Origin of the sequence: Polynucleobacter sp. Adler-ghost (assembly GCF_018688495.1) — a bacterium.
Lineage (GTDB): Bacteria > Pseudomonadota > Gammaproteobacteria > Burkholderiales > Burkholderiaceae > Polynucleobacter.
Window position 1 is genome coordinate 1,508,896 of the sequence record NZ_CP061320.1, and the last position, 19,041, is coordinate 1,527,936.

The following is a 19,041-nucleotide window of genomic DNA, read 5'->3' on the forward strand; positions in this document are numbered from 1 at the left end:
ATGATTGATGAACTCATTCGTCGGTCAATTCGAGAAATGGTGGGAGGCGGCGGTCCTCCAGTAGCATTTCTGGAGCCCGCTGGTGACAGAGGCTTGTTTGGCCCGGAGTCTATCGCATGGAAGGTACATGCGGATTTTATTTCTATGATGATCGGCGGTATTAGCTCGCTAGTACTTCAAGCGCTTCACCCAAAAGCGCTCGCTGGCGTATGGGATCACTCCAGCTTCAGGCAAGACCTTAAGGGCAGATTAGGGAGAACAGCATTCTTTATTGCCGCAACTACCTATGGCTCTCATGACATGGCCAATAGCGCTATCAATCGCGTTAATCAAATTCATCAAAAGGTTACTGGGTTTGATGAATTCAATCAACCCTACAGGGCAGATGATCCCGAACTACTCGCATGGGTTCACTTAACAGAGGCTCGGAGTTTTATGTGCTCTTATGAGTCATACCGAAGTGAAACTTTGAGCACGAAGCAAAAAGATCAGTATTTTGCAGAAATGAAAATGCTGGGGGAGAGATTGGGGGCAATTGATCTCCCAGACACCTATGCCGACACGGAGCAAGCCATCAGGCAATACATCCCCCAGCTTCACTACGGCGAGAGAGCTAAAAGTATTATCGGGATGCTCGATCACTTTCCCAGCAATCTCACTGCCAAACCTTTTGTAAGAATGATCAGTCGGGCAGGCTTTCTGAATTTACCTGATTGGGCATATCCGATTATTCAACGATCCCAACCAAGCCGGCTGGAGCGATTAGCCATGCAATCTACTATTCGACTGATGGCAATTCCTGTGAGAGAGGCGCTAAAAGATGGTGTAGCTGCTCACTCGCTCCGCAGAGTTTATGGAGCAACTAAATAAGAAGGTGGCAGAGCAGTCTGCTAGTCAAGCGTGATTTAAGTAAGCTTAAGATTCAGGTTTAGGATTTTCAAGTTCAGAGTCAGTAGGCTGACTTTTTACTGCCATCAGAGGTGGCGCACTCATTTTTTCGCCATCCCATACTTGGCCACACCAGCATTCTCCTGCCTCATTAATAATGCAAACCCCTGAGCCGCAGCAACGTTTATCGGGTGCTTTCATAATCAACCTCTTAGTCCTGAACAATTCATAATGCAGTCTATTCTAGTTTTTTTATTGAAATAACGTACAACCCTCGCTTTATTAGTAAAAAATGCAAAGTCCCTTATTTGACTTCCCAGAATCTTCCGATCCAATCCACTTATTGGAGAAAGATGGTCGAGCTGATTACTTCAGTCATTTTTGCAAAGCGGATGAATCTGATCATTTTTTTGAAAGCTTACTCAACTCACTCACTTGGAAAGCAGACCAAATCAATATGTTTGGTAAGTTGGTAACCACGGCAAGAAAAGTTGCCTGGGTGGGAGATCCCCAATGTAACTATACCTATTCTGGCGTTGAAAAAATTCCTCAAGACTGGACGGAAGAGTTGCTGCAAATTAAGTGTCAACTTGAAGAAATGACCGGCTATAGCTATAACTCTTGCTTACTCAATCTTTATCACAACGGCGATGAAGGTATGGGTTGGCATAGTGACAATGAGAAAGAGTTGGATAGCTCAATCCCGATCGCATCAATCAGCTTGGGTGCTCGACGTAAATTTGCATTTCGTCACAAGCAGGATAAAACGACTGTGTCAGTATTTCTTGAGCACGGTAGCCTTCTCATCATGCATGCCCCTATTCAAGATCACTGGCATCATAGCCTTCTGAAAACCAAGACTGTGATGAGTCCACGCATCAATCTCACCTTTCGCAACATACTTCCCAGAACATGAATAGCAGCAAAGCAATTAATCGGGTAGCAATCATTGGCTCAGGAATTGCAGGCCTTGTATGTGCAAGGGAGCTTGAATCACAAGGTGTATCAGTAGATGTCTTTGAAAAGAGTCGTGGTCCTAGTGGACGTATGAGTACACGTCGCGCACAAGACTGGTCTGCCGATCATGGCGCCCAATACTTTACTGCCAGAGATCCTCGTTTTATTGAGGAAGTGCAAAGTTGGCTTCAGGCAGGAACTGCTGCCATCTGGGAGCCCACACTCAAAGTTTATGAAGCCAAGACATGGCGTGAAAGTCACTCACAAGATATTCGCTATGTTGGCACCCCTCATATGAACTCGCCAGGCAAGCATCTTGCCGAAGGGCTCACCATTCAATATGAGAGCACCATTTCCCAATTGGAACGTAGGGGTGGTAAGTGGCATTTGCAGTGCAGTGAAGCCAATGAAATTACGACACCGTATGATTTTGTCGTATTAGCTACACCCGCTCCTCAGGCAAGTGCCCTGCTTAAAGGTTTTGACACTAGAGCTACTGATATCGCTGAGTCGGCGCAGATGAAGGCCTGCTGGACTATGATGGCAAACTTTCCGAATCAACTCAATGTAGATTTTGATGCAGCATTTATCAACCAAGAAATCATTAGCTGGATTTGTCAAAACGGATCAAAACCCATGCGTCAGGGAAGCACGTGGACCATCCACGGAAGCCCAAACTGGAGCCAAGATCATGTTGAATTAAGCAAAGAAGATGCTCAAGAGCAGATGGTGCAGTGCCTCACATCACTGGGCTTTAATTGTGAGGGCGGGAATATCAGCATGCACCGCTGGCGCTATGCCAGCGGGGGTTTAGAAAATTCAATTGGCTTTCTTGCGCTACAAGACATCGGATTAGGGCTTTGCGGAGACTGGCTCAATGGCGGCCGAGTTGAAGGCGCTTGGCTCAGTGGTTTTAATCTAGCTCTAGCACTTAAAAAGATATAAAACTAAATTAACTCCAGCGCGCCATTGCAGCATCATCAGTCACGCGGGCGTCCACCCACTTGCTACCTTCTGGTGTTTCTTCTTTTTTCCAAAATGGTGCTGCGGTTTTTAAGTAGTCCATGATGAACTCACAAGCAGCAAATGCTTCGCCTCTATGGGCACTAGTAACTGCCACTAGAACAATTTGATCCTCAGGTAGAAGTGGTCCTACCCGATGGATGACTAGCGTCTTATAAAGATCCCAGCGGGTTCTAGCTTGCACGATGATTTCTTCCAGAGATTTTTCTGTCATCCCAGGATAGTGCTCTAAAGTCATGCCCTGAACTTGACTGCCGTCGTTCAAATCCCTGACGGTGCCCACAAAAGTGACTACTGCACCCACACGAGGATCATCCTTGCGCAGCACCTTTACCTCGGTTGTTAGATCAAAGTCAGCTTCTTGAATGCGGATGAAATCATTCTGCATCTTAGCCGCCAGTAACCGGTGGAAAGAAAGCGACTTCGGCCCCTTCTAATAAAGGCGCAGAGTCACTAACCATTTCTTGATTTAATGCACAACGAATCACTTTGCCGCTTGCTAATACTTCAGCCCAAGGATTGCCTCGCTGAACCAGGTAACTCCTTAAGTCAGCAATCGTTTTTAATTCTGGTGGGACAGCAATACTCTCACCAGAAAGCCCGAGGCCCTCTCTTAAGGAGGCAAAGAATCGTAATTCGAGTTTCATAACAGAATCGTAATACGACTAGGAAAGAAGTGCATTAAATGGAATGTAATTCACCATATCGCCAGACTTCAATGCTTTGCCAGGCGGACAATCTACTAAACCATCTCCCCAAGAGGCGCTAGTAAGCACCCCCGAGCTTTGATTGGGAAAAAGATCCAAACCACCCTGCGCATTGATCTTGACCCTCAGAAACTCGTTACGACGATCGGCTTTAAGCCAATCAAAGTCAGCGCGCATAGGGTAAGACTGCGGTAAACCTGCGTCCCGACCTTGTAACTTGAGAATGAATGGCCGTACAAATAATAGGAAAGTCACAAAACTCGATACCGGGTTACCAGGCAAACCGATAAACCAAGTTTCAGCTTCGCTTGTATTGCTATTGAGGTTATCTGATTTGCGTACAGCGCCAAAAGCCAAAGGCTTGCCAGGCTTCATGGCGATCTGCCAAAGATCCAATCTACCTTCAGCTGTTACTGCAGGCTTAATGTGATCTTCCTCGCCAACGGAGACGCCGCCGGATGTAATGATTAAGTCATGGTCTTTGCTAGCCTTACGAAGAGTTTCTCTAGTAGCAGCCAGACTATCAGGAACAATTCCAAAGTCAGTGGCATCGCAGCCCAAGGATTTGATACATGCCAATAAGGTGTCGCGATTCGAATTGTAGATACCGCCTGGTTTGAGTGCTTCACCCGGCAGAGAAAGTTCGTCACCAGTAAAAAATGCAGCAACCCTCACTTTACGTCTTACAGTCAAATGCGTTAAGCCAGCAGAGGCAGCAACTCCAAGCTCTTGCGGCCGCAGAAAAGTACCCGCTGTAAGAGCTGTTTTACCCGCAGTCAGATCCTCACCTCTACGACGAATCCATTGACCTGATGTTGGTGCGATATCAACCTGCACTTGATCGCTTGCCCCCTCTGGGGTCGAGCAGTCTTCTTGCATTACAACGGCATCAGCACCTGGGGGGACTGGCGCACCCGTGAAGATTCTGGCAGCAGTGCCTGGCTTGAGCTCAGTTCCCATGGATCCCGCCGGAATACGTTGTGCAATCGCGAGTATTTGGCCCGGAGTACTGGTATCCCTTGTTCGCACCGCATAACCATCCATTGAGGTGTTATCGAGTGGAGGTACATCTACAAGGCTGCTCACACTTTCTGCAAGCACACGGCCTAAAGCAGCCTGCATCGCAAGTGTTTCAGTTTCGTGCACGGGCTTTGCGTGAGAAAGCAGGTGATCTAAAGCCTGCTGAGCAGTCAACATCGGAGGCTTAGTCATGGCAATTTATTTCTGAGTTAGTTGGTGTGAGCAGTAATGAAGTTTTTAACTTGATTGACGTCTGCGTCGATATTTTCAACGCGCTGTGGCTTTGATTTGATGTCCTTGAATGCTGCTGGACATTCTGCTGGACGCCCTAATGCAACCTCAATCGTTTCTTCAAACTTAATAGGTAAAGCAGTTTCCAAAACAATCATCGGAATGCCTGCCTGCAAATGTTCGCGCGCAACCTTCACACCATCCGCCGTATGCGTATCAATCATCACACCATACTGCGCGTCAATATTGCGAATCGTTTCTAGACGATTTTCATGGGTGCTGCGGCCAGATTGAAATCCATAATGTGCAATGTCTTTAAAGACGGCATCTTTAGAAATATCAAAGCCACCAGCTTGATCGACTTGTTTGAACATAGCCGCAGTGGCCTTGCCATCCTTACCCATAAAATCAAATACAAAGCGCTCAAAGTTGCTCGCCTTAGAGATATCCATAGACGGGCTAGAGGTGTGCAAAGTTTCAGCAGACTTACGTGCCCGATAGACACCGGTGCGGAAGAACTCATCGAGAACATCATTCTCATTGGTAGCCGCAATCAGATGGGCGATTGGCAAACCCATCATGCGGGCAATATGACCAGCACAGATATTGCCAAAGTTCCCTGATGGCACAGTGAATGACACTTTTTCATCGCTCGATTTTGTGGCCAGTAAATAGCCTTGGAAGTAATACACCACCTGAGCAACTACACGACCCCAGTTAATGGAGTTAACCGTACCAATTTGGTGGTTCGCTTTAAAGCTATGATCATTACTCACTGCTTTAACAATATCTTGGCAATCGTCAAATACGCCAGCAACTGCTAAATTAAAGATATTAGGATCTTGCAGAGAATACATTTGGGCAGACTGGAATGAGCTCATCTTGCCACGTGGTGAAAGCATAAATACTTTTACACCCTCTTTGCCGCGCATTGCGTATTCAGCAGCACTTCCAGTATCTCCGGATGTCGCGCCCAAAATATTGAGTTTTTGACCATTCTTTTTTAAGGCGTATTCAAAGAGGTTTCCGAGCAACTGCATCGCCATATCTTTAAATGCCAATGTGGGCCCATTGGATAGACTAAGTAAACCAATACGTGCGCCCTGTTCCTCACCCAACCAATGCAGTGGAGTGATATCTTTGGCATTGTCTTCAGCGCGCCCATTACAGTAGACCTGCTCTGTATAGGTCTTACGCAATAGAGCACGTAGATCTGCCTCAGGAATGTCGTCGCAATAAAGACTTAAGACCTCATAAGCGAGATCGGCATAGGGCATACCACGCCAAGCATCTAACTGCGCTTTAGTAACTTGCGGGTACTCTGTCGGAAGATACAGGCCACCATCTGGCGCTAATCCGCCAAGCAGAATTTCTAAAAAGGATTGCTGTGGGCTATTACCCCGGGTGGATTGGTAACGCATGATTTGTATTAGGACAGATTTTCTAAACGGATCTTCACCACTTCACCGGCAACAGTTTTCAGATTCTGAATTTCCTGTATCGCTGCCAGCATGTGCTTTTCTTTAGTCTCGTGAGTCAGTGCAACCAAATCAGTTTGGCTTTCACCTTCATCGGCTTCTTTTTGCAAGAGGGCATCAATAGAGATGCTATGAGCCGCCAAGATCTTGGTAATGTCAGCCAATACACCGGCTTGATCTGCTACGCGCAAACGCAAGTAATAGCTCGTGGTAATTTCACCCATTGGCAATACGGCAATATCGCGAACTGCATCCGGCTGAAACGCCAAATAAGGGACGCGACTCTCTGGGCTTGCACCCAATAAACGCGTGATATCCACTAAGTCTGCAATCACAGCAGAAGCGGTTGGCTCTGAGCCTGCACCCTTACCGTAGTAAAGCGTAGTACCAACAGCGTCCCCGAATACCTGAACAGCATTCATGGCGCCTTCAACGTTTGCAATGAGACGCTTCGTTGGAATTAAGGTTGGGTGCACGCGCAACTCAACGCCAGTAGTTGTCTTTTTCGCAATCCCAAGTAACTTAATGCGATAGCCTAACTGCTCAGCATATTGAATATCGATGGCATCTAACTTGGTAATACCCTCAACGTGCGCTTTCTCAAATTGCATGGGAATACCAAACGCAATTGCACTCATGATGGTGGCCTTATGGGCAGCATCTACACCTTCAATATCAAACGTCGGATCTGCCTCTGCGTAGCCCAAACGCTGCGCTTCTTTCAAGACAGTCGCAAAGTCTAAGCCTTTGTCACGCATCTCAGAAAGAATGAAATTGGTTGTGCCGTTGATGATGCCAGCAATCCACTCAATGCGGTTCGCAGTCAAACCTTCACGAAGCGCTTTGATAATTGGAATACCGCCAGCAACGGCAGCTTCAAACGCAACCATCACGCCCTTTTCGTGGGCAGCTTTAAAAATCTCATTGCCATGCACCGCGATCAAAGCCTTATTGGCTGTAACCACATGCTTGCCAGCTGCGATTGCCTCAAGCACTAAGTCCTTAGCAATACCATAACCACCAATCAACTCAACAACGATATCAATTTCAGGATTGTTAATAACGGCACGAGCATCACTCACAACTTGAGCGCGATCTTTGACTAACTCCTTAGCACGCTCTACATTAAGGTCGGCAACAGTGTTAATACGAATGCCACGACCAGCACGACGGGTAATCTCATCTTGGTTACGTTCGAGAACAGTAAATACACCACCACCTACAGTGCCAATACCTAATAGACCTACTTGAATCGGTTTCATGATGCCTTTGTTGCTGTTGAATTAGTCGAATTAGTTACCTTGCGACTATGTTTTTGACGATAACGCTCCAAGAAGCGTGCCAGACGGCCAATGGCCTCCTTCAGCACATCCTCATGAGGTAAGAACACTACACGGAAGTGATCTGACTTGACCCAATTAAAACCAGTGCCTTGCACCAGCAATACTTTTTCTTCTTTCAGAAGATCAGCTACAAATTGCTGATCATCTTCAATTGGATACATTTCAGAATCGAGTTTTGGGAATAAATACAAAGCAGACTTTGGCTTGACACAAGTCACACCCGGAATTTCGGTAATGAGTTTCCAGGCGAGATCGCGCTGCTTGGCTAAACGCCCGCCTTCGTTGACCAAATCATTGATGCTTTGATAGCCACCCAAAGCTGTCTGAATAGCATACTGACCTGGTACGTTGGCGCACAGGCGCATAGAGGACAACATATTGAGGCCTTCGATGTAATCACGAATCATCTCTTTATCTCCAGACACCACCATCCAGCCAGCACGGTAGCCGCAAGAGCGATAGTTTTTGGATAAACCATTAAAAGTAATTGTCACTACATCAGTAGATAAGGACGCCAATGAGACATGCTTCTCTTTGTCGTACAACATCTTGTCGTAAATCTCGTCGGCAAACAGAATCAAGCCATGTTCACGGGCGATAGAGGTTAACTCTGTCAGTACTTCTTTGGCATAAATGGCGCCTGTTGGATTGTTGGGATTAATCACCACAATCGCTTTAGTGCGGGGCGTAATTTTTTTACGTAAATCCGCTAGATCCGGGGCCCACTCTTTCGACTCATCACATAAATAATGTACTGGGGTGCCACCAGACAAGCTGACAGCAGCTGTCCATAATGGGTAGTCAGGTGCCGGCACCAGGACTTCATCACCGTTATTGAGCAATGCATTCATTGCAAGAACGATTAATTCAGAAACCCCATTACCGGTATAGATGTCATCCAAAGTAACGCCCTGAATGCCTTTTTCCTGGCAATATTGCATGATGGCCTTACGAGCCGCAAAAATTCCCTTGGAATCAGAGTACGCTGAGGCATTACCCAAATTACGGATCATGTCCAACTGAATCTCTTCTGGAGGATCAAACCCAAAAACACCCACGTTGCCGATGTTGAGTTTGATGATTTTGTGACCCTCTTCTTCCATGCGCTGAGCGAGCTCCAGCACGGGTCCACGAATGTCATAACAGACGTGATTGAGTTTTTCGGACTTTAGGATCGGTTTCACAATGAATTAAAGGATAAGTTCTTGAAATCTAGGAAAAAACAGCTAGCTATAATCACCACAATTATGACAGAGAGTCCATGTGAAGCTTCAATCTGACCCCCATTCCGGAGCCAATACGATCACCGGTTACGGCGATGGCTACATCGAGATCAATAAGATCCCCTATAGTCACGCGGTTTTGCTGAGTTCTGATGGTGAAATCCTGGAATGGGCAATCAAGTCCTTTGAAGAGCTGAGTTCAGCAGATTTCACTCAAATGGCCTCCCTTAAGCCTGAATTAATCATTATTGGCACTGGTAAACGGCAGCGCTTCCCAAGGCCTGAACTTTTAAAAACCTTGATTGAAGCCAAGCTTGGTTTTGAGGTGATGGATTCTCAGGCCGCTTGTCGCACTTACAACATCCTTGTTGGCGAAGGTCGCCAAGTCCTTCTTGCTCTGATTGTGGAGGCCGCCTAATGCAGTTTGACCCAATTCGGCAGTCAAGCACCCTCAAACCGGTAAGTATTCTGATTTTGGTTTTGATCTATGCCTTGCTGTGGTTTGGCACCTTAAATTATCGTCACCTCATTCCGTCAGATGAAGGACGTTATGCCGAGATTGCTCGTGAGATGCTCGTCACTGGAGATTGGGTCACACCTCGCTACAACGGGTATAAGTATTTTGAAAAACCCCCTTTACAAATTTGGGCCACCGCTACCGCCTTCAATATATTTGGCATTGGTGATTGGCAAGCGCGCTTATGGACTGCGCTCACTGGATTTCTAACGATTGTGTTTATCGGATTTACTGGCGCACGTATCTACAGTCCACGAGCAGGCTGGTTAGCTGCAATCGCTTTAGCTTCGAGCCCAATGTGGGTGATTGGTGGACATATCAACTCACTCGATATGGGATTGTCAGCATTTTTAGTCGCTGCACTCTGCAGTCTTTTATTGGCACAAAGCTCCCAAAACTCGAGCGATACCAGGAGGTGGATGTGGGCCTGCTGGGCCTTTATGGCCTTAGCAACGCTATCCAAGGGTGTGATTGGAGTCGCCATCCCCGGAATGGTATTTGCTGTTTATTCGATTACTGCGTGGGACTGGAAGATCTGGAAGCGACTACACATCATTAGTGGCTCGATTTTATTTTTAGTCATTACTGCACCTTGGTTTGTTCTGGTGGCGCAACGCAATCCAGAATTTTTGGAGTTCTTCTTTATTCACGAACACTTACAACGTTTTACACAAACAGCCCACAGCCGCACTGGTCCAGTTTATTACTTCATACCACTGTTAATAATTGGCTTTTTGCCATGGATTGCACAAATTCCCGGAGCTCTTACTCAGGCTTGGCAAGAGCGTAATCGTGAGTTTTCTAGCGGATGGTTACTCACCTGCTGGTTTGCCGTGATCATGGGATTTTTTAGTATCTCTCAATCAAAATTGCCTGGCTACATCATCCCAGTCTTTCCGGCGCTGGCAATGCTTGTTGGCCATTCCGTAGATCGCAATCTGAGCCTTGGTAATGAACTGGGCCTACCCTGGAAATTACAAGCCCTCTTCTTTGCCATCTTAGGTGGCCTTGGATTTTTCTTCTTAGGCGAAGTGAGTAAGCAAGCAAGACCGGATGAAATTGAATCTTATGCTCAATATACTTATTGGATAGTTGCAGCGCTGATTGCATTAATTACATTTAGCCTCCTGTCATTTATACAAAGTAAACGTAATGGCCTAAGTAGCATCACTAGTTTTGCAGTAGGATTTTTTCTCTGCGCAATCATTGCGGGTACGGGCCACGAAACTTTAGGTCGCGCAGTATCCGGCATCGACTTAGTGGAAAAAGTGAAAGCCGGCATTCCTGAAAAAGTGAATTTTTACTCCATCAGAATCCTAGACCACACAGTACCCTTCTATCTCGGCAGAACGATGATCATGGTGGAGTCTCCGGATGAATTGGAATTTGGCGTTAAGCAAGAGCCTGAGTTGTGGATCCCCACCTTTGCTGCTTTTATCGAACGCTGGAAAAAAGATCAGACGGCTTATGCATTGATGGTTCCAGAGCAATATATCGAGCTGCAGAAACTCAATGTACCAGTGCAAGAAGTGGGTAGAGATTCTCGGCGCGTCATTGTTAAACATCCGGATTTACAAAGCAGCTCCGCACAATAAGTTTTTAAGGTTCGTCATGTCCACTACTGAAAATACCCTTCCCTTCATCCCATTTACGCGCCCACACTTTAATCAAGAAACGATTGATGCAGTTGCCGAGGTTTTACGTTCTGGTTGGGTTACCTCAGGTCCGAAGCTAGCGGAGTTTGAAGCGACCTTAAGCGACTATTTCGGCGGTCGACCTGTGCGTTGCTTTGCCAATGGCACCGCCACTATGAAAATCGCTTTGCAGGTAGCCGGTATTGGAGCTGGGGATGAAGTCATCACTACCCCTATTTCTTGGGTAGCCACTTCGAATGTGATTCTGAGCGTGGGTGCAACACCCGTATTTGTCGATATCGATCCCGTTACACGCAATATTGACTTAAATAAAGTGGCTGCAGCAATTACACCAAAGACGCGGGCCATCATGCCCGTTTATTTGGCTGGGTTGCCTATCAATATGGATCAACTCTATGGCCTGGCTAAGCAATATCAATTACGCGTGATTGAAGATGCAGCGCAAGCTTTTGGGTCGCAGTGGAAGGGTCAAAAAATTGGCAGCATGGGTGATCTCGTGAGCTTTAGCTTTCAGGCCAATAAAAATTTATCAACTGTTGAGGGCGGCTGTCTTGTTCTTAACAATGCTGACGAAGCAAGGCTTGCAGAGAAGTTTCGTCTTCAAGGTCTCACACGCCAAGGTATGGATGGTATGGATGTTGATGTACTAGGTGGCAAAGATAATTTGACTGACGTGAATGCAGTTATCGGCCTGTATCAACTTAAACAATTACCAGCATTTCAAGCGCGTAGAAGTGCTTTGGCTAAACAGTATTTCGATGCCATTCGCCATGAAATGAAATCAGCGGACCTAGGTAATCTCAATTTAGAGTTACCAGTAGAAAACTTCACTGATAGCAACTGGCATATGTTCCAAGTTGTACTGCCGCTTGAGCAATTGAACGTAGATCGTGCGCAGGTGATGCTTGAACTTAAAGAGTTGGGTATTGGTACCGGCGTCCATTACCCGTTGATTACAGGGTTCACGCTTTACCAAAAGCTGGGGTACCAAGCTGAAGTCACTCCCATAGCAAAGCGTATTGGTCGCTCCATTTTGACCCTCCCCCTTTTTCCAGGGATGGCAGATGAAGATATTGGCCGTATAGCCAAGGGTTTGACTGGAATTCTGAAGAAACATCGTAAAAACTAATACCGAGAGCGGAATCAGGCAAAATTGCAGCATGACTGCAAATTTAGCTACCCAAGCCTGCAATCCGACACTCAGCATTGTCATTCCCGTTTACAACGAGGAAGATGGCCTACAAGCCCTCTTTGATCGCTTATATCCTGCGCTAGATGTCATGGCTAATAAGCGCAACATTGCTTATGAAGTGGTGTTTGTGAATGATGGCAGTAAAGATCGCTCCGCCGGTATCCTGGCTAAGCAAGTTGAGCTGCGCCCAGATGTCACACGTGCGGTGTTATTTCATAGCAACTTTGGTCAGCACATGGCGATCATGGCTGGCTTTGAATACTCCCGCGGCGAATACATCATCACCCTCGATGCTGACTTGCAGAATCCCCCGGAAGAAATCGATGCATTGGTAAATGAATTACTAAAAGGTCATGACTACGTTGGCACTATTCGCGCCAATCGTCGCGATAGCTTCTTCAGAAAATTTGCTTCACGTGCAATGAATCATTTGCGCCAAAAAATTACTCGTATTACGATGACTGATCAAGGATGCATGCTGCGTGGCTATAGCCGACGTATTGTTGATCTCGTACGTCAGTGCGATGAAAGCAACACCTTTATTCCGGCACTGGCTTATACATTCGCATCCAACCCAACTGAAATTACCGTCAAACATGAAGAGCGTTTTGCTGGTGAGTCAAAATACAGCCTCTATCAACTCATTCGTTTGAACTTTGACTTAGTGACCGGCTTTTCCGTCATGCCTTTGCAGATTTTCTCGATCCTGGGCATGTTGCTGGCAATGGCTGCGGGCAGTCTGTTTATCTACCTTCTGGTTCGCCGGTTTGTGCTGGGCGCGGAGGTTGAAGGGGTGTTCACCCTCTTCGCTCTCACCTTCTTCCTGATTGGCGTGATGCTATTTGGTCTTGGTCTACTCGGTGAGTACATCGGCCGCATCTACCAACAAGTTCGCGAGCGTCCACGCTATGTTGTGCAAACTGTCTTAGAGAAAAAATAATTGCACGCAGTCGTCTTTGCTTATCATGATGTTGGCGTTAACTGCCTTAAGGCATTGCTAGGTGCAGGCATTCAGGTTGATCTAGTGATTACCCATCAAGATGATCCTCATGAGAATGTCTGGTTTGGAAGCGTTGCGAAACTGTGTGATGATCAAAAGATTCCTTACATCACTCCAAATGCGAATCAGCTGATGGAGCTCATACCGCAACTTCAAAAACTAACACCTGATTACCTTTTTTCCTTTTACTACCGCCACATGATTCCGGCAGAACTCTTGGCCTGCGCCAAGATTGGTGCCTTGAATATGCACGGCTCATTGCTGCCAAAGTTCCGTGGGCGGGCACCTGTTAATTGGGCTATCTTGCAGGGTGCAACAGAAACAGGCGCAACATTGCACATGATGGAAGTTAAGCCGGATGCGGGTGACATTGTGGGACAGTCAGCCGTTTCGATTGGGCCCAACGAAACTGCCACCGATGTCTTTGGCAAAGTCAGCCGGGCAGCCATCACGGTAATCAACCAGGCTCTACCCGAGCTTATTCAAGGCCGCATCCCTAGAAAACCCAATAATCTGGCTCAGGGAAGCTATTTTGGGGGCCGCAAGCCTGCCGATGGGCAAATTCTGTGGCATCAGACTGCTCAGCAGGTTCATAACCTCGTCAGAGCCGTTGCACCCCCTTATCCAGGCGCTTTTACAGACTGGCAAGGTCAGCGCAGAATTGTGGCTCGGACCAGCCTAGAGGGCCCATTTCCGAGCCAGCTAGATCTTCAGGCTCCCGGCATCCAAGTGGTTGATAATCAGGTATTCGGCGTTTGTGGGGACCAAAAAGCGGTAGCGATACTGGACTGGTTCCCAGCAAATAGCTAACTAATTACCAGTAGCACTCTTTAGATTAAAAAACGAGGCAGTAAAGATGAAAAAAGTACTCATTCTTGGCGTAAACGGCTTTATTGGCCATCACCTTTCAAAGCGCATCCTGGAGACAACCGATTGGCATGTCTATGGCATGGATATGCAGAACGATCGCCTTGGTGATTTAGTAAACCATCCTCGCATGCACTTTTTTGAGGGTGACATCACCATCAATAAAGAATGGGTTGAATATCACATCCGTAAATGCGATGTCATCTTGCCCTTAGTAGCCATTGCAACACCAGCAACTTATGTTCAGCAACCATTAAAAGTATTTGAGCTCGACTTCGAAGCCAATTTACCAATCGTGCGCTCGGCAGTTAAATACAAAAAGCATTTGGTTTTTCCATCTACATCTGAAGTCTATGGCATGTGTGAAGATGGTGAGTTTGATCCCGCGAAGTCAAACATGGTTTATGGCCCAATCAACAAACCACGCTGGATCTATGCTTGCTCTAAACAATTAATGGATCGCGTGATCTGGGGTTACGGCATGGAAGGTTTGCGCTTCACCCTCTTTCGCCCATTTAACTGGATTGGCCCAGGACTAGATAGCATCTACACACCAAAAGAAGGCTCTTCCCGTGTTGTTACTCAGTTCTTGGGTCATATCGTTCGCGGCGAGCCCATCAATGTAGTTGATGGTGGTGCGCAAAAACGTGCCTTTACTTATGTTGATGATGGTATCGACGCCTTAATGCGCATCATCGACAACAAAGATGGTATTGCGAACGGCAAGATCTACAACATCGGTAATCCAAAGAACAACCACTCTATTCGTGAACTCGCCAATCAGATGCTCGATATCGCTCGTAGTATTCCTGAATACGCAAAGACAGCAAATGAGGTGAAGATAGTAGAAACCACTTCCGGCGCTTACTACGGTGAAGGCTATCAGGATGTCCAGAACCGTGTCCCTGCAATTGACAACACGATGACTGAATTGGGCTGGAAGCCAATTATCAATATGAGCGATGCGCTGAAGAATATTTTTGAAGCCTATCGACATGACGTTGAAAACGCACGTCATTTAGTTGATAAAGAATAAGCGAAAGTACGTTTAAGGCTTCATGGCTAAGATTGCACTCAAAGTAGATGTTGATACTCTGCGCGGGACCAAAGAAGGTGTCCCCAACCTAGGGCGGACGCTTGAACGCTTTGACCTGAAAGCCACCTTCCTATTTAGCCTCGGCCCCGACCACACTGGCTGGGCGCTCAAGCGAGTCTTCAAGCCAGGCTTTCTAAAAAAAGTGAGTCGCACTTCCGTCGTTGAACACTACGGCATTAAGACTTTGCTATACGGAGTCCTGCTTCCTGGTCCCGATATTGGCAAACAAGCCGCTACTGAAATGCGCGCCATAGATACAGCTGGTCATGAGACTGGCATCCATACTTGGGATCACGTTGCTTGGCAAGATGCTGTGCGCAATCGCGACGCTCAGTGGACCAAAGCGCAGATGCAAAAAAGTTGGGATCGTTTTGTAGAAATACTTGGCCACCCACCAGTCACTTATGGTGCGGCTGGCTGGCAAATGAATGAGGCTGCTTTTGAGCAACTCGACCAATGGGGCATTCAATACTCTTCCGATGGCAGGGCTGAGCCTAACTTAATGCCATATCGTTTTGACCTACCTTCTGGCAAAGCAAAACATATTCAATATCCAACTACCTTACCGACTTTTGATGAGTTGATTGGAATAGATGATGCTGATGAATTTGGTGCTGTAAAGAAGCTCCTAAAAATCACCCAAAGCAATCCGAATGATCAAGTGTTCACTCTGCATGCAGAGCTTGAAGGTCAGAAGCTTCTACCCGCCTTTGAGCAACTACTAGCAGGCTGGTTAAATCAAGGGCATGATCTCGTTACCATGGGCGAACTTCATCAATCTTGGGCAGCTACTAAGCAACTAGATAAAATAGCGGTACAGCCAGTGACTTGGGGGGAAATACCCAATAGAAGTGGCGAGCTCATTTTGCAAACGGTATAAGTAAGCTCAGAATACGTAATACATCAAGTTAAATAAGAGAGTCCTATCATGACAGTAGAAATTGGTAAACCAATGCCCCAATGTGCAATCCCAGCAACATCAGGATTGACCTTTACCCCAGACTCAGCCAAAGGCAAAAAACTGGTTGTCTACTTTTACCCAAAAGATATGACTCCAGGTTGCACTGCGGAATCTGGTGAATTTCGGGATAACATTGATGCCTTCACCAAAGCCAATACCTTGATCGTTGGCGTATCTCGGGATAGCATCAAGTCTCACGACAACTTCCGAAGCAAACTGGAATTACCATTCGAACTCGTTGCCGATACCGAAGAAACCTTATGCCAGTTATTTGGCGTCATGAAAATGAAGAATATGTATGGCAAACAAGTTCGCGGCGTAGAACGCAGCACCTTCCTCTTTGACTCTTCAGGCAAGCTAGTAAAAGAGTGGCGTGGCCTTAAGGTTCCCGGACATGTGACAGAGGTATTACAAGCAGCCCAAGCAACTAAATAATTTTTCAATTAATTTAATCTGGGGCACTTGCAAAGCCCAAAATTTGGGGTAAAGTAGTTCTTATGCACCGTAAACGACGGGAAAGTCTCACAATCCGTTTGACTCAACAGCCTGAACACTTAAGAGCAGGCTCGGTAAACAACCCCCGCCGTTTTACAGATCGTTTTACACTCAGTTTCGTTATAAACCGTCAATGCAATCCGCTTGACGGTTTTTTCTTTTAGGAGAGTCTGCATGCCATTGCCCCCAATCCCAACTCAAATTGCTGACCAAGTAAAAATTAGTGGCAAGGACACCCCGAATTTAAAGAAACGTCCTGCACCAGCAAAAACTGTTGTGATGGATCGCCATACTCCAGATTGGGCAACAGATGTAGAGGAAGATCTATCTGCTGCTGAAATAGCGCTTGAGAAAATTAAAAGTGATCACAACCCAGTAGTTGTGCGCAGTGTGCGCAGTGATAACAAAATAGCGAATGTTCCAGAAAAACCAAAGCGGATTATTCGTACTGGTCCTCCGAGTCTATTTGTCTTGGATACCAATGTATTGATGCATGATCCAAGCTCTCTGTTTCGCTTCTCTGAACATGATCTCTTCTTACCAATGACTACTCTTGAGGAATTGGACAATCATAAGAAAGGTATGACGGAGGTTGCTCGTAACGCCCGCACAGTCAGTCGCTCCTTAGATCAATTAGTAGCAGGTACTAGCGGCACATTAGATGAAGGTATCCCCCTGAACAAGCTTGGCAATCAAGATGTGTCTGGTCGACTCTTTTTCCAGACAAAACTGACTACCCAAGCGCTACCAGAGGGCTTACCTGAAGGTAAGGGCGACAACCTCATCTTGGCAGTGGTCAGTGAGCTACAAAAGACACGTAAAGGTCAAGAAGTTGTTCTGGTATCGAAAGATATCAATATGCGCATTAAGGCTCGTGCCTTAGGCCTGCCTGCTGAAGACTATTTTAATGACCAGGTCTTAGAAGATCGTGACTTAATGTATTCCGGAGTCATGGCATTACCTGCAGACTTTTGGCCAAAGCACGGCAAAGATATGGAGAGCTGGGCGGACGGCAAATCAGGAACGATGTTTTATCGTGTCACCGGCCCCTCAGTCCCCAGCATGTTAGTAAATGAATTTGTCTATCAAGAAAATCCAGATGGATCAACACCGTTCTATGCTCAAGTTAAAGAGATCAATGGCAAGACTGCCCTACTTCAAACCCTGAGGGACTTCTCTCATCAGAAAAATAATGTATGGAGTGTGACAGCACGTAATCGCGAGCAGAACTTTGCCATGAATCTACTCATGAACCCGGATGTGGATTTCATCACATTACTGGGGCAAGCGGGCACTGGTAAAACTCTGCTGGCCTTAGCTGCCGGCTTGGAGCAAGTGTTGGATAGTAAGCGCTACAACGAGATCATTATTACCCGAGCTACTGTTCCTGTAGGTGAGGATATTGGCTTTTTACCAGGCACCGAAGAAGAGAAGATGCAGCCTTGGATGGGTGCATTTGATGACAACCTTGAGGTGCTTCAACGCAACGAAGACGGTAGCGCTGGTGAATGGGGTCGCGCTGCAACCCAGGAATTGATTCGTTCACGCATTAAAGTGAAGAGCATGAACTTCATGCGCGGCAGAACTTTTGTCAGTAAATTTGTGATTATTGATGAAGCGCAAAATTTAACTCCAAAGCAAATGAAAACCTTGGTTACTCGTGCAGGCCCAGGAACCAAGATTATTTGTTTAGGTAATATTGCTCAAATTGATACACCTTACTTAACCGAAGGTTCTTCAGGTCTAACTTATGTGGTTGATCGCTTCAAAGGCTGGCGTCATGGTGGGCATGTGACTCTGGCTCGCGGTGAGCGCTCACGTCTTGCGGATCATGCTGCTGACGCACTCTAAGCAAACTGTCTCATGCCGCACTCTGATGGGGTGCGGCATTTTTATTTGCGCCCTTCTCTTGCTTACGGGGTGTAGCAGTTTTGGCTCAAAAAATAGTGCAGCTAAGCTTACCCAATTCAAACAAGATACTAGCGTAGGTACCGAAGATATCTCGATTGCTGCAGTGGGTTTGGTCGGCGTACCCTATCGCTATGGCGGCAATAATCCTAATGGGGGGTTTGATTGCAGTGGATTAATTGCTTATGTCTACAACAAGTCTGCGAACATCAAGTTACCAAGGACTATTCAAGAGATGAGTAATCGTGGCCAAAGCGTAGACAGTGGTCCGCCTGCACCTGGTGATCTTGTCTTCTTTAATACGACTGGCGCAAAGTATTCACACGCAGGCATCTATGTAGGTCAGGGTAGATTTGTGCATGCCCCAAGCGCAGGCGGGACTGTGCGTCTAGAGTATATTTCTTCACCTTACTGGGCGGCCAGATTTACTGAGGCTAGAAGATTGACGCCTTAACTATTAAAGCTTTTACTTCTTTCTTT

At 46.5% G+C, this 19,041-nt stretch carries 20 protein-coding genes; 13 read left to right on the plus strand and 7 right to left on the minus strand.

Annotated features, from left to right (window positions below; translation table 11 throughout):
• A complete protein-coding gene (locus ICV89_RS07860) occupies positions 1–870 on the plus strand; it encodes an oxygenase MpaB family protein (RefSeq protein ID WP_215307982.1) in 870 nt (289 codons plus the stop codon).
• A 45-nt stretch (positions 871–915) separates the two neighbouring features.
• Here ICV89_RS07860 and ICV89_RS07865 read toward each other — a convergent pair whose 3' ends face one another.
• Positions 916–1,089, minus strand: coding sequence for a hypothetical protein (locus tag ICV89_RS07865; RefSeq protein WP_215307984.1), 174 nt, complete (start codon positions 1,087–1,089; stop codon positions 916–918).
• 91 nt (positions 1,090–1,180) lie between these two features.
• Between ICV89_RS07865 and ICV89_RS07870 the strand changes: the two genes are divergently transcribed.
• Both ICV89_RS07870 and ICV89_RS07875 read left to right on the plus strand, forming a co-directional pair.
• Positions 1,181–1,804, plus strand: a complete 624-nt coding sequence (locus ICV89_RS07870; protein ID WP_215307986.1) for an alpha-ketoglutarate-dependent dioxygenase AlkB — start codon at positions 1,181–1,183, stop codon at positions 1,802–1,804.
• Positions 1,801–2,790 carry an NAD(P)/FAD-dependent oxidoreductase gene (locus ICV89_RS07875; protein WP_215307988.1) on the plus strand — a complete coding sequence of 330 codons (990 nt, stop codon included), beginning with the start codon at positions 1,801–1,803 and terminating at the stop codon, positions 2,788–2,790. Before ICV89_RS07870 ends, ICV89_RS07875 begins: the two co-directional genes overlap by 4 nt.
• 7 nt (positions 2,791–2,797) lie before the next feature.
• On the opposite strand, the gene moaE is transcribed toward ICV89_RS07875, so the two are convergent.
• From moaE to ICV89_RS07905, 6 genes are read right to left on the minus strand one after another with little or no spacing between them, the layout of a single operon-like run.
• Positions 2,798–3,256, minus strand: a complete 459-nt coding sequence (moaE, locus tag ICV89_RS07880) for a molybdopterin synthase catalytic subunit MoaE (RefSeq protein WP_215307990.1) — start codon at positions 3,254–3,256, stop codon at positions 2,798–2,800.
• Position 3,257: 1 nt separating this feature from the next.
• On the minus strand, positions 3,258–3,515 hold the full coding sequence (gene moaD / locus ICV89_RS07885; RefSeq protein WP_215307992.1) for a molybdopterin converting factor subunit 1: 258 nt from the start codon (positions 3,513–3,515) through the stop codon (positions 3,258–3,260).
• Between the two features lie 18 nt (positions 3,516–3,533).
• A complete protein-coding gene (glp, locus tag ICV89_RS07890; RefSeq protein ID WP_215310376.1) occupies positions 3,534–4,772 on the minus strand; it encodes a gephyrin-like molybdotransferase Glp in 1,239 nt (412 codons plus the stop codon).
• Between the two features lie 32 nt (positions 4,773–4,804).
• Positions 4,805–6,247 carry a threonine synthase gene (gene thrC, locus ICV89_RS07895; protein WP_215307994.1) on the minus strand — a complete coding sequence of 481 codons (1,443 nt, stop codon included), beginning with the start codon at positions 6,245–6,247 and terminating at the stop codon, positions 4,805–4,807.
• Positions 6,248–6,255: 8 nt separating this feature from the next.
• Positions 6,256–7,566 carry a homoserine dehydrogenase gene (locus tag ICV89_RS07900; protein ID WP_215307996.1) on the minus strand — a complete coding sequence of 437 codons (1,311 nt, stop codon included), beginning with the start codon at positions 7,564–7,566 and terminating at the stop codon, positions 6,256–6,258.
• Entirely contained in the window at positions 7,563–8,831 is a 1,269-nt protein-coding gene (locus tag ICV89_RS07905; protein WP_215307998.1) for a pyridoxal phosphate-dependent aminotransferase, read from the minus strand. Before ICV89_RS07905 ends, ICV89_RS07900 begins: the two co-directional genes overlap by 4 nt.
• A 79-nt stretch (positions 8,832–8,910) precedes the next feature.
• Here ICV89_RS07905 and ICV89_RS07910 point away from each other — a divergent pair, with 79 nt between their 5' ends.
• The 10 genes from ICV89_RS07910 to ICV89_RS07955 all read left to right on the plus strand — a co-directional run bounded on the left by ICV89_RS07910 (position 8,911) and on the right by ICV89_RS07955 (position 19,015).
• Complete coding sequence (locus ICV89_RS07910; RefSeq protein WP_215307999.1) at positions 8,911–9,288, plus strand: Mth938-like domain-containing protein; 378 nt, start codon at positions 8,911–8,913, stop codon at positions 9,286–9,288.
• On the plus strand, positions 9,288–10,982 hold the full coding sequence (locus ICV89_RS07915) for a glycosyltransferase family 39 protein (protein ID WP_215308002.1): 1,695 nt from the start codon (positions 9,288–9,290) through the stop codon (positions 10,980–10,982). Before ICV89_RS07910 ends, ICV89_RS07915 begins: the two co-directional genes overlap by 1 nt.
• A gap of 16 nt (positions 10,983–10,998) precedes the next feature.
• Positions 10,999–12,171 (plus strand): DegT/DnrJ/EryC1/StrS aminotransferase family protein, encoded by a 1,173-nt coding sequence (locus tag ICV89_RS07920; protein WP_215308004.1) that lies wholly within the window; start codon positions 10,999–11,001, stop codon positions 12,169–12,171.
• A 31-nt stretch (positions 12,172–12,202) separates the two neighbouring features.
• Positions 12,203–13,174, plus strand: coding sequence for a glycosyltransferase (locus ICV89_RS07925; protein ID WP_215308006.1), 972 nt, complete (start codon positions 12,203–12,205; stop codon positions 13,172–13,174).
• Positions 13,175–14,044, plus strand: coding sequence for a formyltransferase (locus ICV89_RS07930; protein WP_215308008.1), 870 nt, complete (start codon positions 13,175–13,177; stop codon positions 14,042–14,044).
• Positions 14,045–14,090: 46 nt separating this feature from the next.
• On the plus strand, positions 14,091–15,137 hold the full coding sequence (locus ICV89_RS07935; protein WP_215308009.1) for a bifunctional UDP-4-keto-pentose/UDP-xylose synthase: 1,047 nt from the start codon (positions 14,091–14,093) through the stop codon (positions 15,135–15,137).
• A gap of 22 nt (positions 15,138–15,159) precedes the next feature.
• Positions 15,160–16,077 carry a polysaccharide deacetylase family protein gene (locus ICV89_RS07940; protein ID WP_215308011.1) on the plus strand — a complete coding sequence of 306 codons (918 nt, stop codon included), beginning with the start codon at positions 15,160–15,162 and terminating at the stop codon, positions 16,075–16,077.
• A 48-nt stretch (positions 16,078–16,125) separates the two neighbouring features.
• A complete protein-coding gene (locus ICV89_RS07945; protein WP_215308013.1) occupies positions 16,126–16,593 on the plus strand; it encodes a peroxiredoxin in 468 nt (155 codons plus the stop codon).
• A gap of 234 nt (positions 16,594–16,827) precedes the next feature.
• Entirely contained in the window at positions 16,828–18,504 is a 1,677-nt protein-coding gene (locus ICV89_RS07950) for a PhoH family protein (RefSeq protein ID WP_215308015.1), read from the plus strand.
• A complete protein-coding gene (locus tag ICV89_RS07955; protein ID WP_215308017.1) occupies positions 18,485–19,015 on the plus strand; it encodes a C40 family peptidase in 531 nt (176 codons plus the stop codon). The genes ICV89_RS07950 and ICV89_RS07955 overlap by 20 nt, the downstream gene beginning before the upstream one ends.
• Positions 19,016–19,041: the final 26 nt, after the last annotated feature.

Coding starts and splice junctions, on each gene's coding strand:
- ICV89_RS07955 (WP_215308017.1), top strand. CDS start 18,485: ATGCTGCTGACGCACTCTAAGCAAACTGTCTCATGCCGCACTCTGATG.
- ICV89_RS07860 (WP_215307982.1), top strand. CDS start 1: ATGATTGATGAACTCATTCGTCGGTCAATTCGAGAAATGGTGGGAGGC.
- moaE (WP_215307990.1), bottom strand. CDS start 3,256: ATGCAGAATGATTTCATCCGCATTCAAGAAGCTGACTTTGATCTAACA.
- moaD (WP_215307992.1), bottom strand. CDS start 3,515: ATGAAACTCGAATTACGATTCTTTGCCTCCTTAAGAGAGGGCCTCGGG.
- ICV89_RS07900 (WP_215307996.1), bottom strand. CDS start 7,566: ATGAAACCGATTCAAGTAGGTCTATTAGGTATTGGCACTGTAGGTGGT.
- ICV89_RS07920 (WP_215308004.1), top strand. CDS start 10,999: ATGTCCACTACTGAAAATACCCTTCCCTTCATCCCATTTACGCGCCCA.
- glp (WP_215310376.1), bottom strand. CDS start 4,772: ATGTTGACTGCTCAGCAGGCTTTAGATCACCTGCTTTCTCACGCAAAG.
- ICV89_RS07865 (WP_215307984.1), bottom strand. CDS start 1,089: ATGAAAGCACCCGATAAACGTTGCTGCGGCTCAGGGGTTTGCATTATT.
- ICV89_RS07945 (WP_215308013.1), top strand. CDS start 16,126: ATGACAGTAGAAATTGGTAAACCAATGCCCCAATGTGCAATCCCAGCA.
- ICV89_RS07950 (WP_215308015.1), top strand. CDS start 16,828: ATGCCATTGCCCCCAATCCCAACTCAAATTGCTGACCAAGTAAAAATT.
- ICV89_RS07915 (WP_215308002.1), top strand. CDS start 9,288: ATGCAGTTTGACCCAATTCGGCAGTCAAGCACCCTCAAACCGGTAAGT.
- thrC (WP_215307994.1), bottom strand. CDS start 6,247: ATGCGTTACCAATCCACCCGGGGTAATAGCCCACAGCAATCCTTTTTA.
- ICV89_RS07875 (WP_215307988.1), top strand. CDS start 1,801: ATGAATAGCAGCAAAGCAATTAATCGGGTAGCAATCATTGGCTCAGGA.
- ICV89_RS07925 (WP_215308006.1), top strand. CDS start 12,203: ATGACTGCAAATTTAGCTACCCAAGCCTGCAATCCGACACTCAGCATT.
- ICV89_RS07870 (WP_215307986.1), top strand. CDS start 1,181: ATGCAAAGTCCCTTATTTGACTTCCCAGAATCTTCCGATCCAATCCAC.
- ICV89_RS07940 (WP_215308011.1), top strand. CDS start 15,160: ATGGCTAAGATTGCACTCAAAGTAGATGTTGATACTCTGCGCGGGACC.
- ICV89_RS07935 (WP_215308009.1), top strand. CDS start 14,091: ATGAAAAAAGTACTCATTCTTGGCGTAAACGGCTTTATTGGCCATCAC.